At 63.5% G+C, this 26,060-nt stretch carries 23 protein-coding genes and 1 riboswitch; of the genes, 9 read left to right on the plus strand and 14 right to left on the minus strand.

Annotated elements, in window-relative coordinates:
- The first annotated feature begins 15 nt into the window (after positions 1–15).
- The 3 genes from AC1VON_RS01955 (at position 16) to AC1VON_RS01965 (ending at position 1,943) form a co-directional block, all read left to right on the plus strand.
- Positions 16–402, plus strand: coding sequence for an RNA-binding S4 domain-containing protein (locus tag AC1VON_RS01955; RefSeq protein WP_483120241.1), 387 nt, complete (start codon positions 16–18; stop codon positions 400–402).
- A gap of 249 nt (positions 403–651) precedes the next feature.
- A complete protein-coding gene (gene fdxA, locus AC1VON_RS01960) occupies positions 652–990 on the plus strand; it encodes a ferredoxin FdxA (RefSeq protein ID WP_008873823.1) in 339 nt (112 codons plus the stop codon).
- A gap of 371 nt (positions 991–1,361) precedes the next feature.
- Complete coding sequence (locus AC1VON_RS01965; protein ID WP_010911999.1) at positions 1,362–1,943, plus strand: CarD family transcriptional regulator; 582 nt, start codon at positions 1,362–1,364, stop codon at positions 1,941–1,943.
- A gap of 89 nt (positions 1,944–2,032) precedes the next feature.
- Here AC1VON_RS01965 and AC1VON_RS01970 read toward each other — a convergent pair whose 3' ends face one another.
- The 3 genes from AC1VON_RS01970 to AC1VON_RS01980 form a co-directional block, all read right to left on the minus strand.
- A complete protein-coding gene (locus tag AC1VON_RS01970; RefSeq protein WP_172348154.1) occupies positions 2,033–2,800 on the minus strand; it encodes an amino acid ABC transporter ATP-binding protein in 768 nt (255 codons plus the stop codon).
- On the minus strand, positions 2,797–3,477 hold the full coding sequence (locus AC1VON_RS01975) for an amino acid ABC transporter permease (RefSeq protein ID WP_202325587.1): 681 nt from the start codon (positions 3,475–3,477) through the stop codon (positions 2,797–2,799). Before AC1VON_RS01975 ends, AC1VON_RS01970 begins: the two co-directional genes overlap by 4 nt.
- 137 nt (positions 3,478–3,614) lie before the next feature.
- Positions 3,615–4,388 carry an amino acid ABC transporter substrate-binding protein gene (locus AC1VON_RS01980; RefSeq protein WP_172348152.1) on the minus strand — a complete coding sequence of 258 codons (774 nt, stop codon included), beginning with the start codon at positions 4,386–4,388 and terminating at the stop codon, positions 3,615–3,617.
- Positions 4,389–4,709: 321 nt separating this feature from the next.
- On the opposite strand from AC1VON_RS01980, the gene AC1VON_RS01985 reads away from it, so the two are divergent.
- Complete coding sequence (locus AC1VON_RS01985; protein ID WP_172348151.1) at positions 4,710–5,573, plus strand: RNA polymerase factor sigma-32; 864 nt, start codon at positions 4,710–4,712, stop codon at positions 5,571–5,573.
- Positions 5,574–5,588: 15 nt separating this feature from the next.
- On the opposite strand, the gene AC1VON_RS01990 is transcribed toward AC1VON_RS01985, so the two are convergent.
- From AC1VON_RS01990 to thiB, 4 genes are all read right to left on the minus strand, one after another.
- A complete protein-coding gene (locus AC1VON_RS01990; RefSeq protein ID WP_172348150.1) occupies positions 5,589–7,058 on the minus strand; it encodes a M48 family metalloprotease in 1,470 nt (489 codons plus the stop codon).
- Positions 7,059–7,316: 258 nt separating this feature from the next.
- Entirely contained in the window at positions 7,317–8,093 is a 777-nt protein-coding gene (gene thiQ / locus AC1VON_RS01995; RefSeq protein ID WP_172348149.1) for a thiamine ABC transporter ATP-binding protein, read from the minus strand.
- The gene (gene thiP / locus AC1VON_RS02000) at positions 8,086–9,702 is read right to left on the minus strand and encodes a thiamine/thiamine pyrophosphate ABC transporter permease (protein ID WP_483120247.1); all 1,617 of its coding nucleotides are present in this window, start codon (positions 9,700–9,702) and stop codon (positions 8,086–8,088) included. Before thiP ends, thiQ begins: the two co-directional genes overlap by 8 nt.
- Positions 9,703–9,939: 237 nt before the next feature.
- Positions 9,940–10,938, minus strand: a complete 999-nt coding sequence (gene thiB, locus AC1VON_RS02005; protein ID WP_483120249.1) for a thiamine ABC transporter substrate binding subunit — start codon at positions 10,936–10,938, stop codon at positions 9,940–9,942.
- 43 nt (positions 10,939–10,981) lie between these two features.
- Positions 10,982–11,097: riboswitch (TPP riboswitch) on the minus strand.
- 87 nt (positions 11,098–11,184) lie between these two features.
- Between thiB and AC1VON_RS02010 the strand changes: the two genes are divergently transcribed.
- Genes AC1VON_RS02010 through AC1VON_RS02020 form a run of 3 tightly spaced genes read left to right on the plus strand, consistent with a single transcriptional unit; the run spans position 11,185 to position 13,961 of the window.
- Positions 11,185–11,844, plus strand: coding sequence for a thiamine diphosphokinase (locus tag AC1VON_RS02010; RefSeq protein WP_483120251.1), 660 nt, complete (start codon positions 11,185–11,187; stop codon positions 11,842–11,844).
- A 1-nt stretch (position 11,845) separates the two neighbouring features.
- On the plus strand, positions 11,846–13,666 hold the full coding sequence (locus AC1VON_RS02015; RefSeq protein WP_483120253.1) for an ABC-F family ATP-binding cassette domain-containing protein: 1,821 nt from the start codon (positions 11,846–11,848) through the stop codon (positions 13,664–13,666).
- Positions 13,667–13,718: 52 nt separating this feature from the next.
- Positions 13,719–13,961: a type II toxin-antitoxin system CcdA family antitoxin gene (locus AC1VON_RS02020; protein WP_172352830.1), complete on the plus strand. Its 243-nt coding sequence runs from the start codon at positions 13,719–13,721 to the stop codon at positions 13,959–13,961.
- A gap of 42 nt (positions 13,962–14,003) precedes the next feature.
- Here the strand turns inward: AC1VON_RS02020 and AC1VON_RS02025 are convergent, their stop codons facing one another.
- Positions 14,004–15,656, minus strand: coding sequence for a hypothetical protein (locus AC1VON_RS02025; RefSeq protein WP_483120255.1), 1,653 nt, complete (start codon positions 15,654–15,656; stop codon positions 14,004–14,006).
- 75 nt (positions 15,657–15,731) lie between these two features.
- The gene (locus AC1VON_RS02030; protein ID WP_172348143.1) at positions 15,732–17,030 is read right to left on the minus strand and encodes an adenylosuccinate synthase; all 1,299 of its coding nucleotides are present in this window, start codon (positions 17,028–17,030) and stop codon (positions 15,732–15,734) included.
- A gap of 213 nt (positions 17,031–17,243) precedes the next feature.
- On the opposite strand from AC1VON_RS02030, the gene AC1VON_RS02035 reads away from it, so the two are divergent.
- Positions 17,244–18,176, plus strand: a complete 933-nt coding sequence (locus AC1VON_RS02035; protein WP_172348142.1) for a DMT family transporter — start codon at positions 17,244–17,246, stop codon at positions 18,174–18,176.
- A gap of 33 nt (positions 18,177–18,209) precedes the next feature.
- Here AC1VON_RS02035 and serA read toward each other — a convergent pair whose 3' ends face one another.
- From serA to glmM, 5 genes are all read right to left on the minus strand, one after another.
- The gene (gene serA / locus AC1VON_RS02040; RefSeq protein WP_172348141.1) at positions 18,210–19,811 is read right to left on the minus strand and encodes a phosphoglycerate dehydrogenase; all 1,602 of its coding nucleotides are present in this window, start codon (positions 19,809–19,811) and stop codon (positions 18,210–18,212) included.
- 64 nt (positions 19,812–19,875) lie between these two features.
- Entirely contained in the window at positions 19,876–21,051 is a 1,176-nt protein-coding gene (locus AC1VON_RS02045) for a phosphoserine transaminase (RefSeq protein WP_483120258.1), read from the minus strand.
- Between the two features lie 201 nt (positions 21,052–21,252).
- Entirely contained in the window at positions 21,253–22,017 is a 765-nt protein-coding gene (locus tag AC1VON_RS02050; RefSeq protein WP_483120259.1) for an outer membrane protein, read from the minus strand.
- Positions 22,018–22,258: 241 nt separating this feature from the next.
- Positions 22,259–23,095, minus strand: a complete 837-nt coding sequence (locus tag AC1VON_RS02055) for an outer membrane protein (RefSeq protein WP_172348138.1) — start codon at positions 23,093–23,095, stop codon at positions 22,259–22,261.
- Between the two features lie 256 nt (positions 23,096–23,351).
- The gene (gene glmM / locus AC1VON_RS02060; protein WP_056575467.1) at positions 23,352–24,704 is read right to left on the minus strand and encodes a phosphoglucosamine mutase; all 1,353 of its coding nucleotides are present in this window, start codon (positions 24,702–24,704) and stop codon (positions 23,352–23,354) included.
- A gap of 367 nt (positions 24,705–25,071) precedes the next feature.
- Between glmM and AC1VON_RS02065 the strand changes: the two genes are divergently transcribed.
- Complete coding sequence (locus AC1VON_RS02065; RefSeq protein ID WP_483120260.1) at positions 25,072–25,914, plus strand: hypothetical protein; 843 nt, start codon at positions 25,072–25,074, stop codon at positions 25,912–25,914.
- The last annotated feature ends 146 nt before the right edge of the window (positions 25,915–26,060 follow it).

The following is a 26,060-nucleotide window of genomic DNA, read 5'->3' on the forward strand; positions in this document are numbered from 1 at the left end:
GCTCGGTAGGGTTCGATGGTTGCCGAAGGCCGCCAGCGCATCGACAAATGGCTGTTCTTCTCGCGCGCGGTCAAATCGCGCTCGCTGGCGGCGAAGCTCGTCGTCGCCGGGCGCGTGCGCATCAATCGCGACAAAGCAGCGCAGGCATCCGATCTGGTCAAGCCGGGCGACGTGCTGACCATCACGCTGGACCGGCGCATTTTCGTCTGGAAGGTGATCGGCGCTGGCGTACGGCGCGGCCCGGCGGAGGAAGCCCGCACCCTCTATGAGGACATGTCGCCGCCACCCGCACCGAAGGGTGAGGCCCTTCCCGATGCGATTCCGGCGCTGCGCGAGGCCGGCAGCGGCCGCCCGACCAAGAGAGAACGCCGACAGACCGACCGCTTGCTTGGCGAAGAGTGATCCCTGTCGCTCAACACCGCATAGGGCTTTACGGCAATGACGCGGCTTGGGGCAAGGCCGAACCCGGCAAACAAGACCCTCACGAGGACATCACAGGCTTCCGCCGTGCCCGCCGTCTGGAATTCCATTCCGGAAACGACGATGCCGCCGCGCATGGCCGCCCTTGCAAGCGACGGACAAAGGCGTTACCTCACGGAAAAAGCCCAACAAAACTGGCCCATTAAAGCTGGGGCGTCCCGGAGCCGACCGATGACCTATGTCGTGACCGACAATTGCATCAAATGCAAATACATGGACTGCATCGAGGTCTGTCCGGTCGACTGTTTCTACGAAGGCGAGAACATGCTCGTCATTCATCCCGACGAGTGCATCGACTGCGGCGTCTGCGAGCCTGAATGTCCAGCCGACGCTATCAAGCCGGACACCGAGCCAGGCCTCGACAAATGGCTGCAGATCAACACCGAATATGCCGAGAAATGGCCCAACATCACCGCCAAGAAGGAGCCTCCGGCAGACGCCAAGACCTTCGACGGCGAGGCCGGCAAGTTCGAGAAATACTTCTCGGCCGAGCCCGGTGAAGGTGATTGACAATGCGGCCGTAAAGGTCGGTATTACGCAGCGTAAGAGACATGTCACATAAACCGCCTTGACAGGCGGCGCGAACCTGTGGCCTTCGCGAACGCAGCAAAACCTTGATTCTTCCGACTTTTTGTGTTACATCAGCGAAACATGCCGGTGACACAACGTCGATTTATGGCGCAGACGCCCCAAATCACTGAAAGGTGAAAAATCCCATTCCGGACCAGAGCGATCTGGGCCAGGCGGTCGCAATCCATGCGGTTTGCCGGTCCCAGCCTTTCCGATGGGTTCACCCGTTGTGCGGCTAACGATCGGTTTCCCCGGTCGCACGAGTTCGGGCCGGCAGGACGCCGGTACCACAACAAGGAGTTCAGGGCGTAATGGCAACGATCACCCCGCAGAAGAAGTCCACCGGAGCGCGTCACGGTTTCAAGACTGGTGAGTACATCGTCTATCCGGCGCACGGCGTCGGCCAAATCGTGTCGATCGACGAGCAGGAAGTGGCGGGTCACAAGCTGGAACTGTTCGTCATCGACTTCCAGAAGGACAAGATGCGCCTGAAGGTGCCGGTCGCCAAGGCGACCTCCATCGGCATGCGCAAGCTGTCGGAAGAGGATTATGTCGAGCGCGCGCTCAAGGTCGTTCAGGGCCGCGCCCGCGTCAAGCGCACCATGTGGTCGCGCCGCGCCCAGGAATATGATGCCAAGATCAATTCGGGTGACCTGATCTCGATCTCGGAAGTCGTGCGCGACCTCTACCGCGCCGACAACCAGCCGGAGCAGTCCTATTCCGAACGCCAGCTCTATGAAGCCGCGCTCGACCGCATGGCCCGCGAGATCGCGGCCGTCAACCGCATGTCGGAAACCGAAGCCGTGCGCCTGATCGAGGTGAACCTCAACAAGGGCCCTAAGCGCGGTGCCAAGGCTGACAATGAGGAAGCCGAGCAGGAAGAAGCTGCCTGAGGCTCTTTGGCCTTCGAATTTGAAAAACCCGGCCTCGCGCCGGGTTTTTTGTTTTTTGACTTGCCCTCCCCACAAGTGACGTGGAGAGCTCAGTTGCCGCCTTCCCTCTCCGCCTCCTGCTTCAGCGTCGCGATGAACCGCTTCGTCCGCTCGCGCTCCGGGTTGCCGAACAGCACCGCGGACGGCCCCTTCTCGACGATGACGCCGGCATCGAGGAACACCGCTTCCTGGGCGATCTTGGAGGCAAGCCGCAGGTCATGCGTCGCCATCACCATGGTCGTGCCTTCGCTGGCGAGCTTGCCAAGCACATCGACCACCTCTTGCGCCAATTCAGGATCAAGCGCCGATGTCGGCTCATCGCACAGCAGCACCTTCGGTGATGGCGCCAGAGCACGGGCAATCGCCACGCGCTGCTGCTGGCCACCCGACAGCGTCGCCGGCCAGGCGTCGGCCTTGTGCGCCATCCCGACCTTTTCCAGCAAGGCGAGCGCCCGCTCGCGGGCCTTCTCGGGCGACCATTTCAACACCGTGACCAAGCCTTCCATGACATTCTCGATCGCGGTGCGATGCGGGAACAACTGGAAATTTTGGAACACCATGCCGGTCTGCAGGCGCAACCGCCTGATGTCGCTCGCCGGCACCTTGACGCCCGGACGGAACTCGAGCGTCTCGTCACCTATGCGCACCGTGCCCGAAGTCGGGATTTCCAGCAGGTTGATGCAACGCAACAGCGTGCTCTTGCCGCCGCCCGAAGGGCCGACCAGCGCGGTGACGCTGCCTTCCGCAATGGCGACGGTCACGCCCTTCAGCACCAGATTGTCGCCGAAGCGCTTTTCGATATTGGTGAGGCCGATCATGAGCGCGCCTCCAGGAAGCCGCCATAGCGATTGAGCCGCTCCTCCAGCCGCGTCTGCAGTGCCGATAGCACCGAGCTCATCGCCAGATAGAGGATCGCCGCCTCGACATAAAGGATCAGCGGCTCATAGCTCGTGGCGACGATGCGCTGCGCCGCCTGGAACATCTCCGGCACGGTGATGGCGGCGGCCAGCGATGTGTCCTTGACCAGTGAGATGAAGGTGTTGGAAAGCGGCGGCACCGCGACCCGACCGGCTTGCGGCAGGATAGTGCGGCGCATCGCCTGGCTCCAGGTCATGCCGATCGAATAGGCGGCTTCCCACTGGCCTTTCGGCACGGAGCCGATTGCCGCGCGGATGATCTCCGACGTGTAGGCGCCGATGTTGAGTGTGAAGCCGATCAACGCTGCCGTGAAGGCGTCGAGCAGGATGCCGACCGACGGCAGGCCGTAGAAGATCAGGAACAGCTGCACCAGGAGCGGCGTGCCGCGGAAGATCCAGACATAGAAGCGCACGACCGCGACCAGCGGCCTTGGTCCGAACAACCGGCCAAGCGCTGCGCCGAGACCAACCGTCAGGCCAAGCACGAACGACAACAGCGTCAACGGCACGGTGAAGATGAGAGCGGCCCAGAGCAGCGAAGGCAGCGACTCCAGCATCAGTTGCAGCCAGTGCGGCACGAAAGACCCCCAGAATGATCGCGGCGGCGTTATCGAAATACGAATGCAGGCGCCATATCACGACAAAAGCGGCGGGCCGTCAAAAACGGCTCGCCGCTGGGCATGTTGCAAGGCCGAAAACCGGCCTCGACAATCAACTATTTCGACACGTCCTGGCCGAAATAGGTGTCGGCGATCTTCTTGTAGGTGCCGTCGGCCTTGATGTCGGCCAGCGCCTTGTTGATGGCCGCGACCAGCTCCGGATCGCCCTTGCGCACGATGACGCCGGAATAATCGGCGTTTTCTTCCTGCGCGGCGATCTTCACATTGGCGTCGGGCTTGTGCTTCTTGAAGTCGAGGAACGACAGGCTGTCATTGATCGTGGCGTCGGCACGGCCGGTCAGCAGAAGCTGGATCGACTGGTCGAAGCCATCGGTGCCGACCAGCTCGGCGCCGTTGCTCTCGGCCAGCTTGCCGAAATTCGAGGTCAGCGACTGCGCCGACTTCTTGCCCTTGAGGTCGGCGAAAGTCTTGATGTCGGTGTTGTCGCCGCGCACGATCAGCACCGCCTTGGAGGCGATGTAGGGATCGGAGAAATCATACTTGGCCTTGCGCGCGTCGGTGATGCCGACTTCGTTGATGACGGCGTCATAGCGGCTGACGTCGAGACCGGCGATCAGCCCATCCCACTTGCCTTCGAGGAACTCGACCTTGACACCCAGCTTGTCGGCGATCGCCTTGGCGATCTCGACGTCGAAGCCAACCAGCGCGCCCGAAGCGTCATGATAGGTGAAGGGGGCGTAGGTGCCTTCCGTGCCGACCTTGATGACGCCGGCCTGCTTGATCTGATCGAGATTGGCGCCCGCATGGCCTGAAGTGACCGCCAGGGCCTGCAGCGTTCCGGCGACGATAAGCGACTTGAGCCATTTCATCTTTTTGTGATCCCGTCCTTGGCCTGAAATCCGGCCTGTTGTGTGGGCTGGAAAATGACAGATGCAGACAGAAAGAATAAGGAATAAAATTTCGAAAACAAAGAATCTCCGAAACGTCATGCTCAAAAGGGGATTTTTTGCAGGAACCAAGGCTTCCTGGTGACGGTTTAAAAATCGCCTCGGCAGCGTCACTCCCCCGCCCGCGCGGGCGGAACCTTTCTCGCGCATGGCAGTTTTGGCTGTTCTAGGGCGCGACGCCGCGATTTCAACCGGTGCCCTGCCAAGTTCGCAATTCGTATCGCCTGAACCAGGGAGCGCCTCATGATGGAAGACACGGCAGGACGGATCATGGTCCGCGCGGCGATGAAGGCCCCCTATCTCGAGCGGGATGAGGAACATCGGCTGGCCTTGCTCTGGAAGGAAGACAGCGACCAGAACGCGTTGCACTGCATCACCGTCGCCCACATGCGGCTGGTCATTTCCATGGCCTCGAAATTCCGCCATTACGGCCTGCCGCTCGGCGACCTGATCCAGGAAGGCCATGTCGGCCTGCTCGAGGCCGCCGCCCGCTTCGAGCCGGAACGCGAAGTGCGGTTTTCGACCTATGCGACGTGGTGGATCCGCGCCTCGATGCAGGACTACATCCTGCGCAACTGGTCGATCGTGCGCGGCGGCACCAGCTCGGCGCAAAAGGCCTTGTTCTTCAACCTGCGGCGCCTGCGCGCCCGGCTGGCGAACGGCGCGGAGCCACTCTCCAACACAACTCTCTACCGCGAAGTTTCGGTTGCACTTGGCGTTTCCGAGGCTGATGTGGCGATGATGGATTCGCGGCTGTCGGCACCCGACTCCTCGCTCAACATGCCGCTAGCCGACGATTCGGGCGGCACCGAGCGCATGGACTTCCTGGTCTCGGAGGATCCGCTGCCCGACGAGATCGTTGGCGACAAGATCGATGTCGCGCGCCGCTCGCTCTGGCTGCGAGAGGCACTGCGCGCGCTCAACGCACGCGAACTGAGGATCATCGAGGAGCGCCGGCTGAACGACGAGGGCGCCACGCTCGAGGCGCTTGGCGAGACGCTTGGCATTTCCAAGGAACGCGTCCGTCAGATCGAGGCGCGCGCCATGGAAAAGCTCAAGGTCGCGCTGGTGAAGCAGAATCCGGAGTTTCTGGCGACAGCCGCCTGATCCCGCGCGACCGGCTTATTTGTCGGTGACGATCTTGACCTTGTCGCCGGCCGAAACCGCGGCCCCCGGCGACAGCGCATTGAGCACCCGGAACAGGTCGAGCTTGCGGTCGACGCCGACCATCTGCGCGGCGAGCGTGCCCATGGTCTGGCCCGGCTGCACGGTGAGCACGCGGATATGCAGCGGTTTCAAGGCTGCTTTCTCCGCGGCGCTCAGGATACGGAACGAGCCGCTGACCGAGCGCGCGACAGAATCCAGCGAGGTGCTGGCCGAGGGTGCCGCGGTCAGCAGCCGGTAGACCTGACCGCCGGCGCGGATCACCGCGATGTCGAACTGCCAGCCTTCGGCGCCGGCATGCGCGGTCGCCGCCTCGTTGCCGTTGATGGTTTCCTGCTTGACCGTGCTGTCGTCGAGGCCAGCCACCCAGCCGCTTCTGATATAGTCGGTCAAGGCGCGGTTCTTGTCGATCGAAACGCCGTCGAAGCGGATCGCGATGTCGCCCGGTCCGGTCGCCGTCACCGCTGCCGCCGAATTGTCGATGATGAAGCCGTCCGGTACCGTGAACGACACGCCAAGCCCCGGATGCAGGAAGGTCTCGCCGCGAACATAGCCTTCCTCCGGCGTATCGCCGTAGAGCAGGCCGTCGATGCCGGCGAGGAAGGAATCGCGGTCGCGCGTGCCGACGCCGGGTGCGCCGAACTGGCGGGCATGGCGCTGCGCCAGGTCGATGCGCTGCGGCGTGTTGGGATGCGTGGCCAGGAAGTCGAGGCTGGCATCGGTGGCACCGCTGATCGACCGGAAATCGGTATAGGCCGACATCGACTGCAGGAAGCGGCCGGCGGCATAGGGATCGTAGCCGGCTTCGCCGATCGACTTGATGCCAATGGCGTCGGCCTCCAGCTCCTGGTTACGCGAGAACTGAGCAAGCCTGAGCTTGCCACGGATCAGTGCCGCCTTGGCGGTCGGGCTGTCACCCAGCACATCCGAGACCACCTTGGTCGCCAGGCCTTCCTCGGCCTCGAGCTGCTGGCGCTGCAGGCCGTGATTGGCGGTGACGTGACCCATCTCATGCGCGATGACGGCGGCGAGCTCGGACGAATCATTGGCCAGCGCCAGCAGCCCGCGCGTGATGTAGAGATAGCCGCCCGGCAGCGCGAAGGCGTTGACGTTGGGCGAGTTGAGGATGGTGATGCGGTAGGTCTGGGTCGGGTTCGCCGACACAACGGTCAGATTGCCGACCACCTTGGCGACCATGCGCTCGAGCTTGGGATCGGAATACTCGCCGCCATAGGTGGCCAGAATGCGCGGATGCTGCGCCTTGGCGAGTTCCGCGAGTTTGTTGTTGGCGGCGACATTGTCGACCGTGATCGGCTTGTCGGACGGCTGGAAGCCGGATTCCTGGACTTCCGGAGGCGTGAACATCTGGCAGCTTGCAAGCGCCACGGCAAAGCCGGCCAGCGCCACAAAGCGCGCCAGCGGATTCATTCGCAGCTTGTCAACGCCGATCGCCAGAACGGCTTCCTTTCAGGTCCCGGCGCATGATCACGAAAATCGGGGGCGATCTTCGGAACCTGTCATGCGCAAAAACAAACTTCTACAGCATCCGTCACGCGTCCCTCCGGACGTGTGGCGGATGCTGTAGGCAAATCACGGCTTGTGCCGGACAAGTAGGGCGGACCTAGCCACACTACTTCTGCCATGGCAAGCAAGCGCCCCATCGCCTGATGCCGGTTTGACCGTAAATTATGTCCGCTTCCGGGCAATATCTCGTGATACGGCATTCCCGGCACTGGCACCGATATAGCGCCGGAAGGCGTCGGGACCAGCCCCGGCAAAGAAATCGCCCGCGCTGCCGGTGGCCGCCACAATGCCATTGTCCAGAAACACCACATTCTGGCCGATGCGACGGGCGTCCTCCGGCTGGTGCGTGACGAACAGCACCGTCATGCCGCGCTCCGCATGCACACCGGCGACCAGATCGAGCATGTCGTCGCGCAAGGCCGGCCCGAGCGAAGCGAAGGGCTCGTCTAGCAAAAGCACCGGGCGATCGCGCACCAGCACGCGGGCCAGGGCAACACGCTGGCGCTCGCCGCCGGAGAGTTCGCGCGGCAAGCGTTTTTCCTTGCCGCCAAGGCCTGTGCGGGCAAGCGCCCCGGCGATATCGGCGCGGTCCGCTTCGGTCAGCCGCAGCGACGGCGAGCGACCCAGCCCGACATTCTGCTCGACGGAAAGATGGGCGAAAAGGTTGTTTTCCTGGAACACCATCGACACTGGCCGTTCGGCCGGTGGCGCGGCGCCGACATCGGCCCCGCCGATCAGCACGCGGCCGGACAACGGCGTCTCGAACCCGGCGATGAGGTTGAGCAGCGTCGACTTGCCCGAACCACTCGGCCCCATGATGGCGGTGATTTCCGCTGCGGCGAACGCGACATCGAAGGCGAGCGGGGCCTCGCCATAGCTGAACGAAACCTTGTCCAGCCACACCGGAACGCCCTTCCTGTCCATTGCCCCATCAGACATTGCCGACCTTTTCCCTGCCGAGCCAATCCGCGGCCAGCACCAATGCGAGGCAGACGAAGCCAAGCAACAGCGCCAGGCCGGCGGCGTCCTCGGTGCGGTAGCTGCCCATGCGCGCCAGGAGAAGGTAGGGCAAGGTCTGCACGGAATCACTGCCGAACAGCGCGATCACGCCGAGATCGCCGAGCGAAAGTGCCATGGCGAAAGCAAAAGCGGTGGCGAGCGGACGCCGCAGTGATGGCCAGTCGACCAGAAGCAGCCTGGCCCAGCCGGAGATACCCAACAGCGCGCAGAGCCGTTCGTGACGCTCGCTCGCCGCGTCATAGGCTGGGCGGACGGCGCGCAGCGCGAACGGCATCGCCATGACGGCATTGACGGTGACAACCATCACCGGGGCGATGGCGAAGACATCGCCGGCACGGCGCAGCAACAGGAACCAGCCGGCGCCGATGACGATGGGCGGCACGACCAGCACAAACCCCGCGCCGGTGTCGGTTGCATGCTCAAGCAATGTCCTTGGCCCGGCGCGGCGGCTCAGCGCCAGCGCTCGCCGCGCCATGGTGAGCGCCAGCGACAGCATCACCGAAAGCAGCGCCGACAGGAAAGCGAGCACCGCGCTGGTCAGTGTCGCTTGCTGGACGGTGGCCTCGCCTGCCAGCCGGCTGAGATCGGCGCCCAAACCGGCGACCACGGTCGCGGCCATCGGCCCGACAACGAACAGCAGTGCCAACACGATGAGCACGGCGTTGAGCGACGCCTCCGTCCCGTTGATGGAGAGATAGCGGCGCGGCGCGACGGGCAGGTTGGTGTCGCCGACGACATTTCCGCCAAGTCGAGTCAGCGCCAGCACCACGACAAAGGTCAGGGCGATCTGCAGCAATGTCAGGGCGACCGCGCGCGCGGGATCGAAATCGAAGCGCAGCGCCTGATAGATGCCGACCTCCAGCGTCGTCGCGGCCGGCCCACCGCCAAGTGTCAGCACGATGGTGAAGGAGGTGATGCAGAGCATGAAGACCAGCCCGGCGACGCCGGGCAGAGCGGCGCGCAGCGTCGGCCATTCGATCAGCCGGAACGCCGGCCGCGCACCCATGCCGAGCTGGCTCGCCAGCCGCCACTGGTCGGCGGGAATGGTCTGCAGCGCCTCGAGCAACAATCGCACGCTAAGCGGTAGATTGAAGAAGACATGGGCGACGAGAATGCCGGACAGGCCGTAAATACCAGGCCAGCCTCGGCCGCCAATCGCACTGAACAGCCCGGCGAGGTAGCCGGCGCGACCGTAGAGCGCCAGGATGCCGAGCGCCGCGACGATCGCCGGCAGCGCCAGTGGCACGGCAAAGAGCTGCAGGATGAAGGCGCGGCCAAAGAAGCGCGGATGCCGCGACAGGGCGCGTGCAACGAAGAGTGCCGGGATAACCGAAAGCAGCGTCGAAAGGATCGCCTGCCAGAGCGTGAAGCGGACAACGCGCAAGAGGTAAAAATCGAAGGCTGCCCATGCGCCCGAGAAGTCATGAGCGCCTTCGACGAGCAGGCCGGCAAACGCTCCGCCGATCAGCAATGTGATCGCGACGAGTGCGGCAATGCCGGCGGCGATGCGGGAGTCAGCGCGCTGCACGCTGGACCGCCCAGAAGGCCTCTAGCGAGCGTCGCGTTCCTTCGCGCCCCCCTCTGTCCTGCCGGACAACTCCCTCACGAGGGGGGAGTTTGGCAGTTTCCGCGCCTCGCTCATACCCGCTGCGTCGGCGATTGGCGAAATCACCGATGGCATCCGATTTTCCCCCTTGTGGGGGAGATGTCCGGCAGGACAGAGGGGGGCGCCGCAGAGCAATCATCTTTCGATCATACGGCCAATCTACTTGCTCATCACCGCCAGCCATTCATCGACCCAGGCCTTGCGGTTGGCCGCGACCTCCTCCGGGCTGAACAGCAAGGTCTTGGTCGGCTTGACAAGCTTGTCGAAGGCCGGGTTGAGCGGCTTGTCGGTCTTGCCGGCCGGGAACATCCAGTTGGTCTCGGGGATGGCGTCCTGGAATTTCGGTCCGGTCATGAAGGCGATGAACTTTGCCGCCAGCGGGTTCTTGGCTCCGGTCGTGGTGATGCCGGCGACCTCGATCTGCAGGTATTCGCCCTCTTCAAAGGAAGCCGCCTGGTAGCGCTGCGTATTCTCGGCGACCATGTGATAGGCCGGCGACGTCGTGTAGGACAGCACCATCGGCGCTTCGCCCTTGGTGAACAGGCCATAGGCCTCGCTCCAGCCGGGCGTCACGGTCAGCACCTTGGCCTTGAGCTTGGCCCAGGCCTCCGGCGCCTTGTCGCCATAGACCGACTTCACCCACAACAACAGGCCCAGGCCCGGCGTCGAGGTGCGCGGATCCTGGATGACGATCTTGTCGTCGGCGCTGCCTTCGATCAGGTCCTTCAGGCTCTTGGGCGGGCTCTTCAGCTTCTCGGTATCGTAGACGACAGCGAAATACCCGTAGTCGAATGGAACGAAAGTATCGTCGCTCCAGCCGCCCGGCACGTTGACGTCGCTCACCGCGCCGTGCGGCGCGAACAACCCGCTGGCCTTGGCATCGGCGGTTAGATTGGTGTCGAGGCCGAGGACGATATCGGCCTTGGTCGACGCGCCTTCGAGCTTGACGCGGTTGAGCAGCGCCACGCCATCGGCAACCGAGACGAACTCGACATCGCAGCCACATTCGGCCTCGAATTCCTTCTTCACCACGGGACCTGGACCCCAGTCGGCGGTAAAGCTTTCATAGGTGTAGACGGTGAGCTTGTCCTTGGCCAAGGCCGGCCCCGACAACGCAACAACCACGGCTGAGACTAGAGAGTATAAAAGCGTGCGCATCGGCGCCTCCTTCGTTCGCGTGACAAGGAATTGAGGCGTCGGACTGTCCGAAACGTCTAATCCCTCCGCCGGTACAAACCGGATCAGGTTCAGCGGGTTGGCGAGACTGCCTCTCAGCCGGTCCGCGAAAGATCGCGTCCGGCACCCCGTTAGAGCGTTTCGACACATAGGCCCGGCCGAGGAACCGCGCAAGTGGGAGTTTGCCGCCTTCCGTTTCCGCTGCCGGGCTGGTACAGGCCACCAGATATGAGCACATTCACCATCCTGCTTGGCGGCGATCTCATCCGCACGCCCCGGCTCGACCGCCAGATCGAGGGCTCGCGCGTGATCGCCGCCGATGCCGGTATCGGACATGCCAGGCTGCTCGGCCTTGTCCCGGAACTGTGGGTGGGTGATTTCGATTCAGTGCCGGCCGATCTGCCGGACGACCTCGCCGCGGTGCCTCGCCAGACCTTCCCGGCGGAAAAAGACAAGACCGATGGCGAACTTGCCATCGCCGCCGCACTCGAGCGCGGAGCGACCCGCCTTGTGCTGGCGGGCGCGTTCGGCGGCAAGCGTGCCGACCATGCCTTCCTGCATCTGGCGCTCGCCCTGCGCCTGGCCGAGGCCGGAACCGAGGTGCTGCTGACCAGCGGCGCCCAGGAAGGCGTGCCCCTGCTGTTGGGAAAGGCCGGCTTCGACTATGCCGACGGCACGCTGTTTTCGATCCTCGGCTTTTCGGAACTTGCCGGCCTGACCGTCACTGGAGCCAAATGGCCGCTGAACCAGGTCGAGGTGGCCTTCGGCTCATCACTGACCATCTCCAACGAGGTCAAGTTCGATGAAACCGGGGGGCGCCTCGATATCGCGCTCGGCCATGGCCGCGCGCTGCTGCTCGCCCATCCCTATCCTTTGCCCGAAAGCTGACATGGCCCCGCCTCTTCTCAATCTCGATGGGATAAAACTGACCTTCGGCGGCACGCCGCTGCTCGACGGCGCCGCCTTGACCGCTTCGGCCGGCGACAAGATCGCGCTGGTCGGCCGCAATGGCTCCGGCAAGTCGACGCTGCTGAAGATCGCCGCCGGCCTCATCGAGCCGCAGGACGGCGAAGTCTTCCGCCAACCTTCCGCGACCGTCCGCTATCTGCCGCAGATGCCCGACATGGAAGGTTTCGCCACCGTGCGCGCCTATGTCGAGGCGGGGCTCGGGCCCGCCGACGATCCGTACCGCGCCTCCTATCTGATGGAGCATCTTGGCTTGTCGGGCGAAGAGCGGCCGGGCGATCTCTCAGGTGGCGAGGCCAGGCGCGCCGCCCTGGCCCGCGTCATGGCGCCGGAACCCGACATTCTGCTGCTTGACGAGCCGACCAACCATCTTGACCTGTCGGTCATCGAATGGCTCGAAGAAGAGCTCGTCCGCACCTCTTCGGCGCTCATCGTCATCTCGCACGACCGCCGCTTTCTCGAACGCGTGTCGCGCGCCACTGTCTGGCTCGACCGTGGCCAGACCCGCAGGCTGGACAAGGGTTTCGGCCATTTCGAGGAATGGCGCGATCTCATCCTGGAGGAGGAAGAGCGCGAGCAACACAAGCTTGGCCGCCAGATCGTGCGCGAGGAGCATTGGCTGCGCTATGGCGTGACGGCGCGGCGCAAGCGCAACATGCGCCGCCTCGGCGAGCTGCAGACCATGCGCCAGCGCTTCCGCGGCCATCGCGGCGCCGAAGGCAACGCTACCATGGTGGCGAGCGATGCCGCCGAATCCGGCAAGTTGGTGATCGAGGCGAAGAACATCGAGAAGAGCTTTGGCGACCTTACCGTGGTCAAGGGGTTCTCGACCCGCATCCAGCGTGGCGACCGTGTTGGCCTCGTCGGGCCGAACGGCGCCGGCAAGACGACGTTGTTGAAGATGCTGACCGGCGAATTGGCGCCGGATGCCGGCTCGGTGCGTCTCGGCACCAATCTGGAAATCGCCACGCTCGACCAGAAGCGCGAGGCGGTCGACCCGCAGGAGACGCTGGCGCAATACCTCACCGACGGGCGCGGCGAGAACCTCGTCATCAACGGCGAGCAGCGCCATGTCGTCTCCTACATGAAGGATTTCCTGTTCAAGCCGGAGCAGGCGCGCACGCCGGTGCGCGAACTGTCCGGCGGCGAGCGGGCGCGGCTGATCCTGGCGCGCGTGCTGGCGCGGCCGGCAAACCTGCTGGTGCTCGATGAGCCGACCAACGATCTCGACATGGAGACGCTGGAACTGCTGCAGGAACTGGTCGCTGGTTTTGCCGGCACCGTCATCCTGGTCAGCCACGACCGTGATTTCCTCGACCGCACCGTGACCAGCGTCATCGCGCCGGACGGCGGCGGCCGCTGGGTCGAATATGCCGGCGGCTATTCCGACATGCTGGCGCAGCGCGGCGGCACCAGGCTCGACGACCGCAAGGCCCGTGCCAAGGCGGAAGCCGCCGATGCGCCAGCGGCAGGCAAGAGCGAGCCGGCAGCCCCAAAAGGGCCCGCGAAAAAACTGTCGTTCAAGCAGAAATTCGCCCTGGAATCGCTCCCGAAGAAAATCGAGGCGGTGACCGCATCGATCTCGCGGCTGGAGAACAACATCGCCGACCCGGCCTATTACGAGCGCGATCCGGCCTCGTTCCAGAAGACCATCGCCGCCCTCGACAAGGAACGCGCGACGCTGGCCGCGCTCGAGGAAGAATGGCTGGAGCTGGAGATGCTGCGCGAGGAGATGGAGGGGTAGTTGGGTGCCTGCGAGGTTATGCGTCTATGTTGGACGCATAGAGGGCAACCCCATGCTTCAATCGAAACGCAAACTTCAGCGAAAATCCGTCAAGATATCGATCAGCTTGCAGCTGCTCGAAGACGCCAAGGGATTAGGCATCGACATCTCTCGTGCCGCGGAGACCGGTATCGCCAAGGTGATTGCAGCGGAAAAGACGCGCCGATGGCAGGAAGAGAACAAGCAAGCCATCGAAGGCTGGAACGATTATGTCAGGCGCAACGGACTGCCCTTAGCCAAGTATCGGCCGTTTTGACCCCGTGACTATAGCCATACTGCTCTTGAAACGGCCGCTCTCTCAGCCTGCCGTCTTCGCCTGCCAGGCCTTGATCGCCTCGTCGAACACCTTCTCGCCGGGAATACCTTTTTCCATGGTCAGCAGCGCCCGCCGTCCGGTCTTGTAGACCACCGGTACGTCGATCCAGTCCTGGCCGCGCAACAGGGTCATGTTCGCGTCCTCGTCGGCCTTGGTGTCGTTGAGCGCGACGAGGAAGAAGCCGTCGGCGATCTTGGCCGGAATGCCGATCAGTGGGCTGCCGGCATCCTGTTCGGAGCTCTTCATGGCGACGCGCAGGATGTTGTCGACACCGCCGCCTTCGAAACCGTCGGGCGTCAGAAAGATCATCTCGATGATATGGCTGGCCGGCAGCGTCTGGTCGGTGTTGCGGCGGATGGTCATGCGCAACTGGATATCCTTGCCGGGGATGGTCGCCTCGGCACGGATCGCCGGCTCGGGCGGCAGGTCGCCACCTGGCGATTCCTGCACCAGGGACCAGACGATGCTGCCGGGCTCGGCCGACCCCTGTGCCGTGCTGGTGCGCTCCTCATAGAAGATCGCCTTCTGGCCAACCGGCACCGAAGCTTCCGTCGCCGGAGCGGCCGCCGGCGCCGCGGGCGAGGCGCCCGCCGGCGCGGGCGACGGTGTGGCGGCGGCATCGGCCGGTGCCGCGGGTGCGGTTCCGTTGGCGGGCGGTGTCGCGGGCGCGGCACCCGGCGCAGGCGTGGTCGCGGCAGGCGCGCCGGTGACTGGTGGCGGAGTGGCCGGGGCGTTGGTCGCCGAAGGTGGCGTCGTCAGCGCGGCGACGGATTCACCCTCGCCTATGCCGCTTTGTCCCCCGGCCGGGCCGGGATCGGTTTCGCCGCCTTCAGGCGTCAGGCGCTGCGTGAATTTGGTTCCTTCGGCGCCGGCTGCCGGCACCGGTGGCGTCGCCGCTGCGTCGGTAGCCGGCTTGGCCGGCGCCGGTTTCACCGGCTCGGTCTTGGCAACAACCTTGCCGCCGTCCAGGCCCAGCATCCTGCTGAAGGCGTCCTTGTTCAGCCAGATGCCATAGCCGCCGCCGGCAACGACCAGCAAGGCGGCAACGGCGGCGATCAGCCCGCCATAGCTGCGCTTGCGTTCGGCCGGACGCAAGCGCTGGAATGTATCGGCCGCCTCCGGCTCTTCGTCATTCGGGAAGACATCGGCCCGGTCATCGTCCTGGTCCGCATCCATGCCCGGCAAGGCATGGTCGGCAAGGTTCGGAGCCGCCGGTTGCACCGGCGTGGGCTTCTGCCAGCTCGGCTCGGCCTTGGCGGCGGGCGGTGGCGCCGGCCGGTAGGGTTCCGGCTTGGCGGCTGGCGGCGTCGGCCACGCCGGCTCGGCCTTCGCCGGCTGGCGCGTGTGGCTCGGCTGGTTCTTGTTGCGGTCGATGGAGGAAAAGATGTGCTCCAGCTCGGCGAGCGGGTCTGTTTCCGGCACGCTCTTGGCATAGTCCCGCTCGACGACCACGATGGCGTCTTCCAGCGAGCGCTTCTGCGTGTTTATGGCTTCGGGAGCCGGCGGCGGCGAATATTCCGCAAGCTTCTTCGCCAGCATGGTTCGAACGCTGTCATAGATGCGCGTACGCTTCTCGGGCGTCTCGTCGCCGTGCTTGTCGAGCGCCTTTTTCAGAATAGCAACGAAATCTGCCATGCTTCAGTCGACCTGTATTTTGCTCCCGCGCCGGCCCCCGCAAATCAGCCGCGATGCCCGGAAAGGCTTCAGAAACTAGTCTTGAAACGGATCGGTCACAAGTATCGTGTCATCCCGTTCCGGGCTGGTGGAGAGGAGTGCTACCGGCGCGCCGATCAACTCCTCGATGTAGCGGACATATTTGACCGCCTGGGCCGGCAGGTCGTTCCAGCTGCGCGCGCCGGCAGTGGTGCCTTTCCACCCCTCCAGCGTCTCGTAGACCGGCTCGACACGGGCCTGCGCGCCCTGGCTCGCCGGCAGGTAGTCGATCGTCTCGCCGTCGAGACGGTAGCCGGTGCAGACCTTGATCTCGTCCAGCCCATCGAGCACGTCGAGCTTGGTCAGCGCGATGCCCTTGATGCCGTTGACGGCGACGGCTTGGCGCACCAGCACCGCGTCGAACCAGCCGCAGCGGCGCTTGCGCCCGGTGACGACGCCGAACTCATGACCGCGCGTGCCGAGGAATTCGCCGATCTCGTTCTTCTGTTCGGTCGGGAACGGACCTTCGCCAACGCGCGTCGTGTAGGCCTTGGTGATGCCGAGCACGTAGCCGATGGCGCCCGGACCGACACCGGAGCCGGCGGCGGCCTGTCCGGCCACCGTGTTGGATGAGGTGACGAAGGGATAAGTGCCGTGATCGATATCGAGCAGCGTGCCTTGCGCGCCCTCGAACAGGATGCGCTCGCCGGCGCGGCGCTTGTCGTCGAGGATTTTCCAGACACGGTCCATATAGGGCAGGATCTCATCCGCGACCGACGTCAACTCCGCCATGATCGCGTCATGCGTGACTTCCGCGTGGCCAAGCCCACGGCGCAGCGCATTGTGATGCGTCAGCAACCTGTCGACCTTCAGGGGAAGCGTGTCCAAATCCGCCAGATCCATCACCCGCACCGCGCGCCGACCCACCTTGTCCTCATAGGCCGGACCGATACCCCGGCGGGTCGTGCCAATCTTCGTTCCGGAATTTGAGGCGGCGTCCTCGCGGAATCCGTCCAGCTCCCGGTGCACCGACAGGATAAGCGCTGTGTTTTCGGCTATTTTCAGGCGATCTGGCGTCACTTCGACGCCCTGCGCCTTGAGTTTCGCCACTTCGGCCACGAAAGCATGCGGGTCGAAGACCACGCCATTGCCGATGATGGACAGCTTGCCCTGCCGCACGACACCGGACGGCAACAGCGACAGTTTGTAGACCTTGCCGTCGACGACCAGCGTGTGGCCGGCATTGTGGCCACCCTGGAAACGCACCACGACATCGGCGCGCTCCGACAGCCAGTCGACGATCTTGCCCTTGCCTTCGTCACCCCACTGCGAGCCGACGACCACCACATTGGCCATGTTTCTTTTCCCTTGAGATGCCGCCGAGCGGCCTGGATATGGTTCGAAACGACAGGCCTCTATAGCGTCAAGACCTCGCGAGTGCGACCTTTCTTTGCCGCCGAAAATGCCCTGAGGCACAACAATTTTCGGCTTTGACATCATTTACTTGGGCTCGCCGGCGCAGTAGGCCGGCAAACACCCCGGCGCGCCCGCCGCAGCTGGAATCCCGCGATGCATCGAAGCGCCTACATATTCCTGCTGCTCACCACCTTGCTGTGGGGAGGCAATTCGGTGGCAGGCAAGCTGGCGGTCGATCATGTCTCGCCGATGACGTTGGTCTTCCTGCGCTGGGTGCTGGCGGTCGCGATCCTGCTGCCGATCGGCTGGCGCACGATCCAGCAGGATTGGCCGGTGGTGCGCCGGCACTGGTTCGTGCTGGTGGCACTTGGGGCCAGCGGCTTCACCCTGTTCAACACCATCTTCTATACGGCGCTCAACTACACGACAGCCATCAACGTCTCGATCGAACAGGCGGCGATGCCGGTGCTGATCATCGTCGCCAACTTCATCTTCTTCCGCCTGCGTGTGAGTTGGGCGCAGATTGCCGGCGTCGTGCTGACCATTGCCGGCGTGATCCTGACCGCCTGCCACGGCGACCCGCGCCGACTGCTGACGCTGGAACTCAATTTCGGCGACGCCATCATGCTGGTCGCGGTCGTCCTCTACAGCGGCTATACGGTCGGCCTGCGGCTGAAACCGGTGATGCACTGGCAGAGCCTGATGTTGGCCATGTCGGTCGCCGCGCTCGTCACCTCTCTGCCCTTCCTCCTGTGGGAGGTCGCCGCCGGCAAGGCCATCGTGCCCGACGCGCGCGGCTGGACCGTGATCGTCTATACCGCGATCGGCGCCTCGGTCATTTCGCAGGTAACCTACATCAGGGGCAACGAGTTGATCGGCGCCAATCGCGCCGGCCTGTTCATCAACCTGGTGCCGATCTTCGGCACGCTGCTTTCGGTGCTGATCGTCGGCGAGACGTTTCAGCTCTATCAGGCACTGGCGCTGGTCCTCGTGCTGGGCGGCATCGCGCTTGCCGAATACAGCGGGCGCAAGATGGCGATGATCCCGCCGCCAAGGCGTGCCGAGCAGCAAGAAGGCGCGACATAGGCCGCGCCTTCCGATCTCTGGGAAAGGCGGGGGTCAGATCCCGCCCACGTCGAACTGCAGCCGCTTGGCCGAGTCGATCGACTTGTGCGCCCGCACCTGCTCCAGCACCTTCTCCGGGAACGGCGCATCGAGATAGAGCAGCGCGATGGCGTCGCCGCCCGGCCGGTTACGGCCAAGCTGGAAGTTGGCGATGTTGACGCCATTCTCGCCACACACCGTGCCGAGCAGGCCGATGATGCCTGGCGCGTCGGCATTGGTCGTGTAGAGCATGTGCTGGCCGACCTCAGCGTCGAGGTTGATGCCCTTGATCTGGATGAAGCGCGGCTTGCCGTCGGAGAAGCAGGTGCCGGCGATCGAGCGCGTCATGTGCTCGGTCTTGACAGTGAGCTTGATGTAGCCGTCAAATACGCCCGACTTGTCCCGCTTGACCTCGGCGACGATGATGCCGCGCTCCTTCACCATGATCGGCGCTGAAACCATGTTGACGTCGGCGACCTGCGGCCGGATCAGCCCGGCAAGGGCGGCACTGATCAGCGCGCGCGTGTTCATCGTCGCGGTCGAGCCGTCGAACAGGATCTCGACCTCCTTGATCGGATCCTCGGTGACCTGGCCGACAAAGGCGCCGAGCACTTCGGCGAGCTTGACGAACGGCTTCAGCCGCGGCGCTTCTTCCGCCGTGATCGAAGGCATGTTGATGGCATTGGAGACGGCGCCCTTGATCAGGTAGTCCGACATCTGTTCGGCGACCTGCAGCGCGACGTTCTCCTGCGCTTCCGCCGTCGAGGCACCGAGATGCGGCGTGGCCACCACGTTTTCCATGCCGAACAGGGGGTTCTGCTCTGCCGGTTCGACCTCGAACACGTCGATGCCGGCGCCCGCCACCTTGCCGCTCTTCAGCGCCGCGATCAGATCGGCCTCGACGACCAGTCCCCCGCGGGCGCAATTGATGATGCGCACGCCGTTCTTCATCTTGGCGATTGCCCCGGCATCGATGATGTTGCGCGTCTTGTCGGTCAGCGGCGTGTGCAACGTGATGAAGTCCGCGCGGGCGAAGAGTTCGTCGAGTTCCACCTTGTCGACGCCGAGTTCCTCGGCGCGCTTGTCCGAGAGGAACGGGTCGAAGGCAACGACATGCATCTTCAAGCCGACGCCACGCGTGGCGACGATCGACCCGATGTTGCCGCAGCCGATGACGCCCAGCGTCTTGCCGGTGATCTCGACGCCCATGAAGCGGTTCTTCTCCCACTTGCCGGCATGGGTCGAGGCGTTGGCTTCCGGGATCTGTCGGGCGAGCGCGAAGATCATCGCCACGGCGTGTTCGGCCGTCGTGATCGAATTGCCGAAGGGCGTGTTCATCACGATGATACCCTTGCGGCTCGCCGCCGGGATATCGACATTGTCGACGCCGATGCCGGCGCGTCCGATGACCTTGAGCCTGGTGGCGGCGTTGATCAGCTTTTCGGTGACCTTGGTCGCCGAGCGGATCGCGAGGCCGTCATACTGGCCGATAACCTCGAGCAGCTTTTCCTTGTCCTTGCCGAGATCGGGCAGGTAGTCGACCTCGACGCCGCGATCCTTGAATATCTGCACGGCGGTGGGAGAGAGTTTGTCAGAGACGAGAACACGGGGCGCCATGGCGACCTCCTTGAAAAATGGGATTGATCCGGGAATGGGCGGCCCGCGGGCCGCCACGGAAATCTCAGGCAGCCGCTTTCAGCGAAGCCTTCTGTGCCGCGAAGGCCCAGTCGAGCCATGGCAGCAGCGCTTCGAGATCGGAGGTCTCGACGGTCGCGCCACACCAGATGCGAAGGCCAGGAGGCGCGTCGCGGTAGGAGCCGATGTCGTAGGCGACCCCTTCCTTGTCGAGCACCGAGACAAGACCCTTGGCGAAAGCCGCCTGTCCGTCGGCGTCGAGCGCCGCGATATCCGGATCGGTGAAGGACAGGCAGACCGAAGTATTCGACCGCGTCTCCGGCAGGGCGGCGAGATGGCCCAGCCAGGACGATTTGCCGACAAAGCCATCGAGAACCGCCGCATTGGCATCCGCCCTTGCGACCAGGGCATCAAGACCGCCGATCGACTTCGCCCAGAGGAGTGCGTCGAGATAGTCCTCGACGCACAGCATCGACGGCGTGTTGATGGTCTCGCCCTTGAAAATGCCTTCGATCAGCTTGCCGCCCGAGGTCAGGCGGAAGATTTTCGGCAGCGGCCATGAGGGCTTGTAGCTCTCCAGTCGCGCAACCGCACGTGGCGACAGGATCAGCATGCCATGCGCACCCTCGCCGCCCAGCACCTTCTGCCAGGAGAAGGTGACGACATCGAGCTTTTCGAAATCGAGCCTCTGCGCGAAGGCGGCCGAAGTCGCGTCGCAAATGGTCAGGCCCTTGCGATCGGCGGGAATGAAATCGCCGTTCGGCACGCGCACGCCCGACGTCGTGCCGTTCCAGGTGAAGACCACGTCGCGGTCGAAGTCGATCTTGGTGAGATCCGGCAATTCGCCGTAGCCGGTCTCGAGCTTGCGCACGTCGGGCAGCTTCAACTGCTTGACCACGTCGGTGACCCAGGCGGAACCAAAGCTTTCCCAGGCGACCATGTCGACGCCGCGCTCGCCGAGCAGCGACCACAGTGCCATCTCGACCGCACCGGTGTCGGACGCCGGCACGATGCCGATGCGGTAGTCCGCCGGGACCTGGAGGATTTCGCGCGTCAGCTCGATCGCCTGTTCGAGCTTGGTCTTGCCGATCTTGGCGCGATGGGAACGGCCGAGCGCGGCGTTTTTGAGCGCCTCGACCGACCAGCCGGGACGTTTTGCGCAGGGACCTGAGGAGAAATTGGGGTTTGCCGGACGGAGTCCGGGCTTCGTATGCGTCGTCATCGTGGTCTATCCTTCCAGATAGTGGCCCCTCGTTGGGGAGGGGTGGCCCACGGACGGCGATATGCGTTCAGGCTTCGGGCGTCAAGAGGAAAGTTCTTGTCGCTACCGGGATACCGGCGATCCGCGATCAGGATCGCGTGATTTCAAACGCAAACGGCGGACCGCAGGGATCCGCCGTCAAAATGCTGATCTATCCCGGGCCTACCAGAGGTCGTAGCGCAGCCCGAGCTTGACCTGGTGATTGCTGATCCCCTTTTTGATCGGATAGGAGGTCAGGCTTTCGGCCGTCACATACTCGGCATTCGGGGCGGAGAAATACTGATAGCCCAGATCGACGGAAACGTTCTTCGTCACCTGGTAGGCAAGGCCCGCATTCAGCGTATAGGCGAGGGAATATTTCGTCCTGTCATCGCTCTGGACGAAATCGTCGGTAGGATCGCTATTGTTGGTGAAATAGCTCGCCGAAAGCTTGCTCGTGCTCTGCACGATACCGACGCCGCCGCCCACATAGGGCGTAATCCCGACATAGGTGCCAAGGTCGACATAGCCATTGAGCATGAGCGAGTACGCGTAATTCTTCAGCGCGGCCGACGCCTGAGTGTAAGCTACCGTGGTCCCCGAATCGTCATAGCCGACGCCGATCTTGTTGCCGGGCAGATAGCCGAGATTGAGATCGGCACGCAGATAATCGTTGAAATGGTAGCCGAAGCCGATGCTCGCAAAGATCGGATCTTCCTTTTCACTGAAGCTTGCCGGCGTGAAGGCGAAATCATCGTCCTTGAAGCTCTTCTGCACCAGGTACGAGACATCGCCGCGCAGATACCAGCCCGAGCCGACCTCGACCGGCACATAGTCGGGCGCTTGGTCGACATAGATCGGCGGATCATAGTCGGCGGCCAATGCTGGCGTCAGCGGCAAGAGCCCGAATCCGGCAAGCGCCAGCACGATACGCGATGTGAGTGTCATGGTCCCCGACTCCCGGATTTGGCGACGCTTGCAATCACAGCGGTAGCCATCGTTTCAAGGAGCATTGTTAACCATAGTGGTTAAGTCGCGGTTAAGGCTAACAGAGCGTTAGCGAATTCATTCTCGCTAATGCATGACGCCCCAAATTGTCCTCCTGCCTGGGCACCTCATTGGCGGCAGCTCAAACGAAAACCGCCCGGCCAGGCCGGGCGGTTCGCGTATATTCGAGGCAGTGGATTTCTTACTTGGTGTAGATCGGCTCAGGTTCGGGCTGGTAGGCAACCACCGGTGCACTGCACCCATTGTTGCCGCCGAACTGATAGCGCAGGCCGCCTCGCACCTCGTGGGTGTTGAAGCCGCGGTCGTAGCCAGGACCGGAGCTGCTCGCATCCCATTCGAACATGCGGCCGCCCTGGATATGGGAGAAGCGGTAACCTGCATCGAGGATGACCTTGTCGGTCAGGCAGTAGGAAGCACCGGCCATCAGAGCGTAAGCGAAGCGCCAGTTGGATGCTCCGGGGTTGGTCTCGGTGGTATTCGGGTCGTAGACGGTATCCCACTTGACGCGCGCGCCACCGATACCAGCGCCGACATAGGGCGTGATGCCATGCCAGGTGCCGATATCGACATAGGCATTGGCCAACAGCAGCAGGGCGCTCATCTTCGACACCTCGGTCGATGTCGTCAGGAGATCCGAAGTACCGCCATTGAAGTCAGACTTGAACCAGTAGTCGGCGGTCACATCCGCGCGCAGATGATCATTGATCTTGTAGCCGACGCCGGCTCCGAGCGAGAAACTGCCCTTGAGCTTGCCGAAATCAAAACTCCGGTCGCCAGGCGTGATGATGGTGGTGATGGGATCTACGGTGTAGGTCGTGTAGTCGATGCCGCGCACATCAGACTTGTGGTAGTCGAGATCTCCACGGATGTACCAGCCGCCGACCTCTGCCGGCTGCTCGTAGACAGCCTGCGGCGGCGCTTCTTCGACCTGCGGCTCTGGCAGGTCGGCTGCGAACACTGGTCCGGCCGAGCCCGCAAACAGCAGCGCGAGCAGTGTCTTTCTTGCTGTATTGAACATGCTTGTCACCCCTAGGAACCTCGGAACGGCGATCGTGTCCGAATGAGATTGGCTTTCAGGCGTGGATAATGAATTGGAAAAGTTAAAACGCGTTTAACCCTGTCGATTAACCACGAATCGCTAAAATCCAAGGGATTCATAAGCAAATTTCGACAACCGGAGACCGGCACCACTCCGGGCCAACAAAAAAGCCCGCCGGAAGGGCGGGCCTGGATGTAACCGAAGCGACTATGGCGCCCCGCGGACGCGCCGGAAATCAGGCGGCGCTGCGGGTTTCCGATATGACTTCGACGATGTCGTTGACGACGGCCTCGACCAACTGCGGATCGTCGCCCTCGGCCATGACCCGGATCAGCGGCTCGGTGCCGGACGGACGGATGACCAGCCGCCCGGCCTTGCCGAGACGGTTGCGTGCATCCTCGATCGCGGCCTTGACCGGAGCCTCCTCGAGCGGCTTGCCGCCGGCGATACGGACATTCTTCAAGAGTTGCGGCACCGGCTCGAACTTCTTCGACAGTTCGCTGACCGGACGGCCCTGACGCTTGATGCAGGCCAGCACCTGCAGCGCCGATACGAGGCCGTCACCGGTGGTCGAGAAATCCGACAGCACGATGTGGCCCGACTGTTCACCACCGACATTGAGCCCATGCGCGCGCATATGTTCCACGACATAGCGGTCGCCGACCTTGGTGCGGTGCAGTTGCAGCTTCATGTCGCCGAGGAAGCGTTCGAGGCCGAGATTGGACATCACCGTCGACACGACGCCGCCCCCGGCAAGCCGTCCGCTCTGGTGCCAGGACTCGGCGATCAGGGCCATGATCTGGTCGCCATCGACGATCGCGCCATTCTCGTCGACGATGACGACCCGGTCGGCATCGCCGTCGAGCGCGATGCCGATATCGGCGCGCACTTCATGCACCTTTTTCTGCAGGCCGGCCGGATGGGTCGAGCCGCATTCCTTGTTGATGTTGAAGCCGTTGGGTTCGACGTTGATGGCCACGACTTCGGCGCCAAGCTCCCACAGCGCCTCGGGCGCCACCTTGTAGGCCGCGCCGTTGGCGCAATCGACGACAATCCGCAGACCCGAAAGCGACATCGAGCGCGGCAAGGTACGCTTGGCGAATTCAATGTAACGGTCATGCACGCCGTCGACGCGCTTGGCCCGGCCAAGCCCGTCGGAATCGGCGAGTGAGAGTTCGATATCCTTGTCGAGCATGCTCTCGATGCGCTCTTCGATCTCGTCGGAGAGTTTGTACCCGTCTGGCCCGAACAGCTTGATGCCGTTGTCGTAATAGGGGTTGTGCGATGCCGAGATCATGACACCGATATCGGCGCGCAGTGAACGCACCAGCATCGCGACAGCCGGCGTGGGGATCGGGCCGAGCAGGAACACATCCATGCCGGCGGCGCAAAGACCGGCGACCATGGCATTCTCGATCATGTAGCCGGAAAGCCTGGTGTCCTTGCCGAGAACGACACGATGGCGGTGGCTGCCGCGCTGGAACGAAAGGCCGGCAGCCATGCCGACACGCATGGCGATTTCAGCGGTCATCGGAAACTTGTTGGCGCGTCCGCGAATGCCGTCCGTGCCGAAGTAATTCCCTGCCATGCTGGTTAGATTCCCTGACGGTTCTTTGCCGGCGTCTCATGCCACAATTGGGAGGTCCGCCATGATCACATTGTGTGATTGTATGTTACCAATCCTTAGAAAATCCTTGTTGTGCACTGCACGCAACAACGCCCCAGCATAACATCATGGCACTGTAGCACTGCAACATACCGTTCTGCGAGCTATTCGGCGCAGGTGCACGCGGAAAATCTTGTTTTCAACCCGGCAAGGGGCAATGATTTCATCACCTTATCGGGAGGAGCGCGCTGCCGGCGATATATACCTCACTTAGCATCTGGCGCAACCGATCGTTGAGCGTTATTGATTTGCAGGGACGTATAATGGGCTGCAGCAACGGAGAAACGCTATGCTCATCCACCGACTTGCCACTCTGACCGGCCTCGCCGTAGCGACGTTGTTCCTGGCTGCGCCAGCCAACGCGCTGACGATGGCCGAGTGCAGCACGAAATATAACGCGGCCAAGGACGCGGGGACACTTGCTGGCGCGACCTGGAACCAGTTCCGCAAGGCGCAGTGCGGCACCGACGCGGCTGCCACAACGGACACCAAGCCGGCCGACCCGAAGAAGGCCGCCGAGACCAAGCCGGCCAAGGCTGCCAAGGCAGCGGCCGCTGACAACAGCGCCGCGAAAGGCCTGACGGCCAAGGAATGCAGCGCCAAGTACCAGGCGGCCAAGGCCGCCGGCACTCTGAACGGCCAGAAGTGGAACGACTTCCGCAAGAGCGAGTGCGCCGCTGGCGCATCCGCCGCCGCCGACACCACCAAGCCGGCAACCACCAAGGCCGCCGCGGCTGCCGCCGACAATGGCGGCAAGGGCCTGACCATGGCCGAGTGCAGCGCCAAGTACCAGGCTGCGAAGACCGCGAACACGCTGAAGGGCCAGAAGTGGAACGACTTCCGCAAGGCCGAATGCGGCGCCGCCGCCTCGGATGACGACAGCGTGCCTGCTCCGAGCGAGGCAAGCTACACCAAGGAGCCGGCCAAGCCGACGACGGTTGCCCCCAAGGGCGTCACCTTCCCGTCCGCGATCTCGGCGAAATATGCCAGCGAGACCCCGGGAAAGGGCCGCATGCACACCTGCCTCGACCAATACTATGTCCTCAAGGACGCCAACGCGCTTGGTGGCCTGAAGTGGATCCAGAAGGGCGGCGGCTTCTACAGCCTGTGCAATGCCAAGCTGAAGGGCTGATCGATAGCTGCATCTGAAAAACAAAGCCCGCGAGCCGCAAGGTTCGCGGGCTTTTTGTTGCGTTGAAAGCTCAATGGTCCTGCTTCCGCTACCGCGAAGGCCTTGAACCGATAGCGTGGTCGCCCCACGCCCGGCAGCCGGGTGCG

The organism is Mesorhizobium sp. HAY1-8B (assembly GCF_056868045.1).

Excerpts from the sequence above, each read along its gene's own strand:
- AC1VON_RS01955 (WP_483120241.1), top strand. The coding sequence starts at position 16 with ATGGTTGCCGAAGGCCGCCAGCGCATCGACAAATGGCTGTTCTTCTCG.
- fdxA (WP_008873823.1), top strand. The coding sequence starts at position 652 with ATGACCTATGTCGTGACCGACAATTGCATCAAATGCAAATACATGGAC.
- AC1VON_RS01965 (WP_010911999.1), top strand. The coding sequence starts at position 1,362 with ATGGCAACGATCACCCCGCAGAAGAAGTCCACCGGAGCGCGTCACGGT.
- AC1VON_RS01970 (WP_172348154.1), bottom strand. The coding sequence starts at position 2,800 with ATGATCGGCCTCACCAATATCGAAAAGCGCTTCGGCGACAATCTGGTG.
- AC1VON_RS01980 (WP_172348152.1), bottom strand. The coding sequence starts at position 4,388 with ATGAAATGGCTCAAGTCGCTTATCGTCGCCGGAACGCTGCAGGCCCTG.
- AC1VON_RS01985 (WP_172348151.1), top strand. The coding sequence starts at position 4,710 with ATGATGGAAGACACGGCAGGACGGATCATGGTCCGCGCGGCGATGAAG.
- AC1VON_RS01990 (WP_172348150.1), bottom strand. The coding sequence starts at position 7,058 with ATGAATCCGCTGGCGCGCTTTGTGGCGCTGGCCGGCTTTGCCGTGGCG.
- thiQ (WP_172348149.1), bottom strand. The coding sequence starts at position 8,093 with ATGTCTGATGGGGCAATGGACAGGAAGGGCGTTCCGGTGTGGCTGGAC.
- thiB (WP_483120249.1), bottom strand. The coding sequence starts at position 10,938 with ATGCGCACGCTTTTATACTCTCTAGTCTCAGCCGTGGTTGTTGCGTTG.
- AC1VON_RS02010 (WP_483120251.1), top strand. The coding sequence starts at position 11,185 with ATGAGCACATTCACCATCCTGCTTGGCGGCGATCTCATCCGCACGCCC.
- AC1VON_RS02015 (WP_483120253.1), top strand. The coding sequence starts at position 11,846 with ATGGCCCCGCCTCTTCTCAATCTCGATGGGATAAAACTGACCTTCGGC.
- AC1VON_RS02020 (WP_172352830.1), top strand. The coding sequence starts at position 13,719 with ATGCTTCAATCGAAACGCAAACTTCAGCGAAAATCCGTCAAGATATCG.
- AC1VON_RS02025 (WP_483120255.1), bottom strand. The coding sequence starts at position 15,656 with ATGGCAGATTTCGTTGCTATTCTGAAAAAGGCGCTCGACAAGCACGGC.
- AC1VON_RS02030 (WP_172348143.1), bottom strand. The coding sequence starts at position 17,030 with ATGGCCAATGTGGTGGTCGTCGGCTCGCAGTGGGGTGACGAAGGCAAG.
- AC1VON_RS02035 (WP_172348142.1), top strand. The coding sequence starts at position 17,244 with ATGCATCGAAGCGCCTACATATTCCTGCTGCTCACCACCTTGCTGTGG.
- serA (WP_172348141.1), bottom strand. The coding sequence starts at position 19,811 with ATGGCGCCCCGTGTTCTCGTCTCTGACAAACTCTCTCCCACCGCCGTG.
- AC1VON_RS02045 (WP_483120258.1), bottom strand. The coding sequence starts at position 21,051 with ATGACGACGCATACGAAGCCCGGACTCCGTCCGGCAAACCCCAATTTC.
- AC1VON_RS02050 (WP_483120259.1), bottom strand. The coding sequence starts at position 22,017 with ATGACACTCACATCGCGTATCGTGCTGGCGCTTGCCGGATTCGGGCTC.
- AC1VON_RS02055 (WP_172348138.1), bottom strand. The coding sequence starts at position 23,095 with ATGTTCAATACAGCAAGAAAGACACTGCTCGCGCTGCTGTTTGCGGGC.
- glmM (WP_056575467.1), bottom strand. The coding sequence starts at position 24,704 with ATGGCAGGGAATTACTTCGGCACGGACGGCATTCGCGGACGCGCCAAC.
- AC1VON_RS02065 (WP_483120260.1), top strand. The coding sequence starts at position 25,072 with ATGCTCATCCACCGACTTGCCACTCTGACCGGCCTCGCCGTAGCGACG.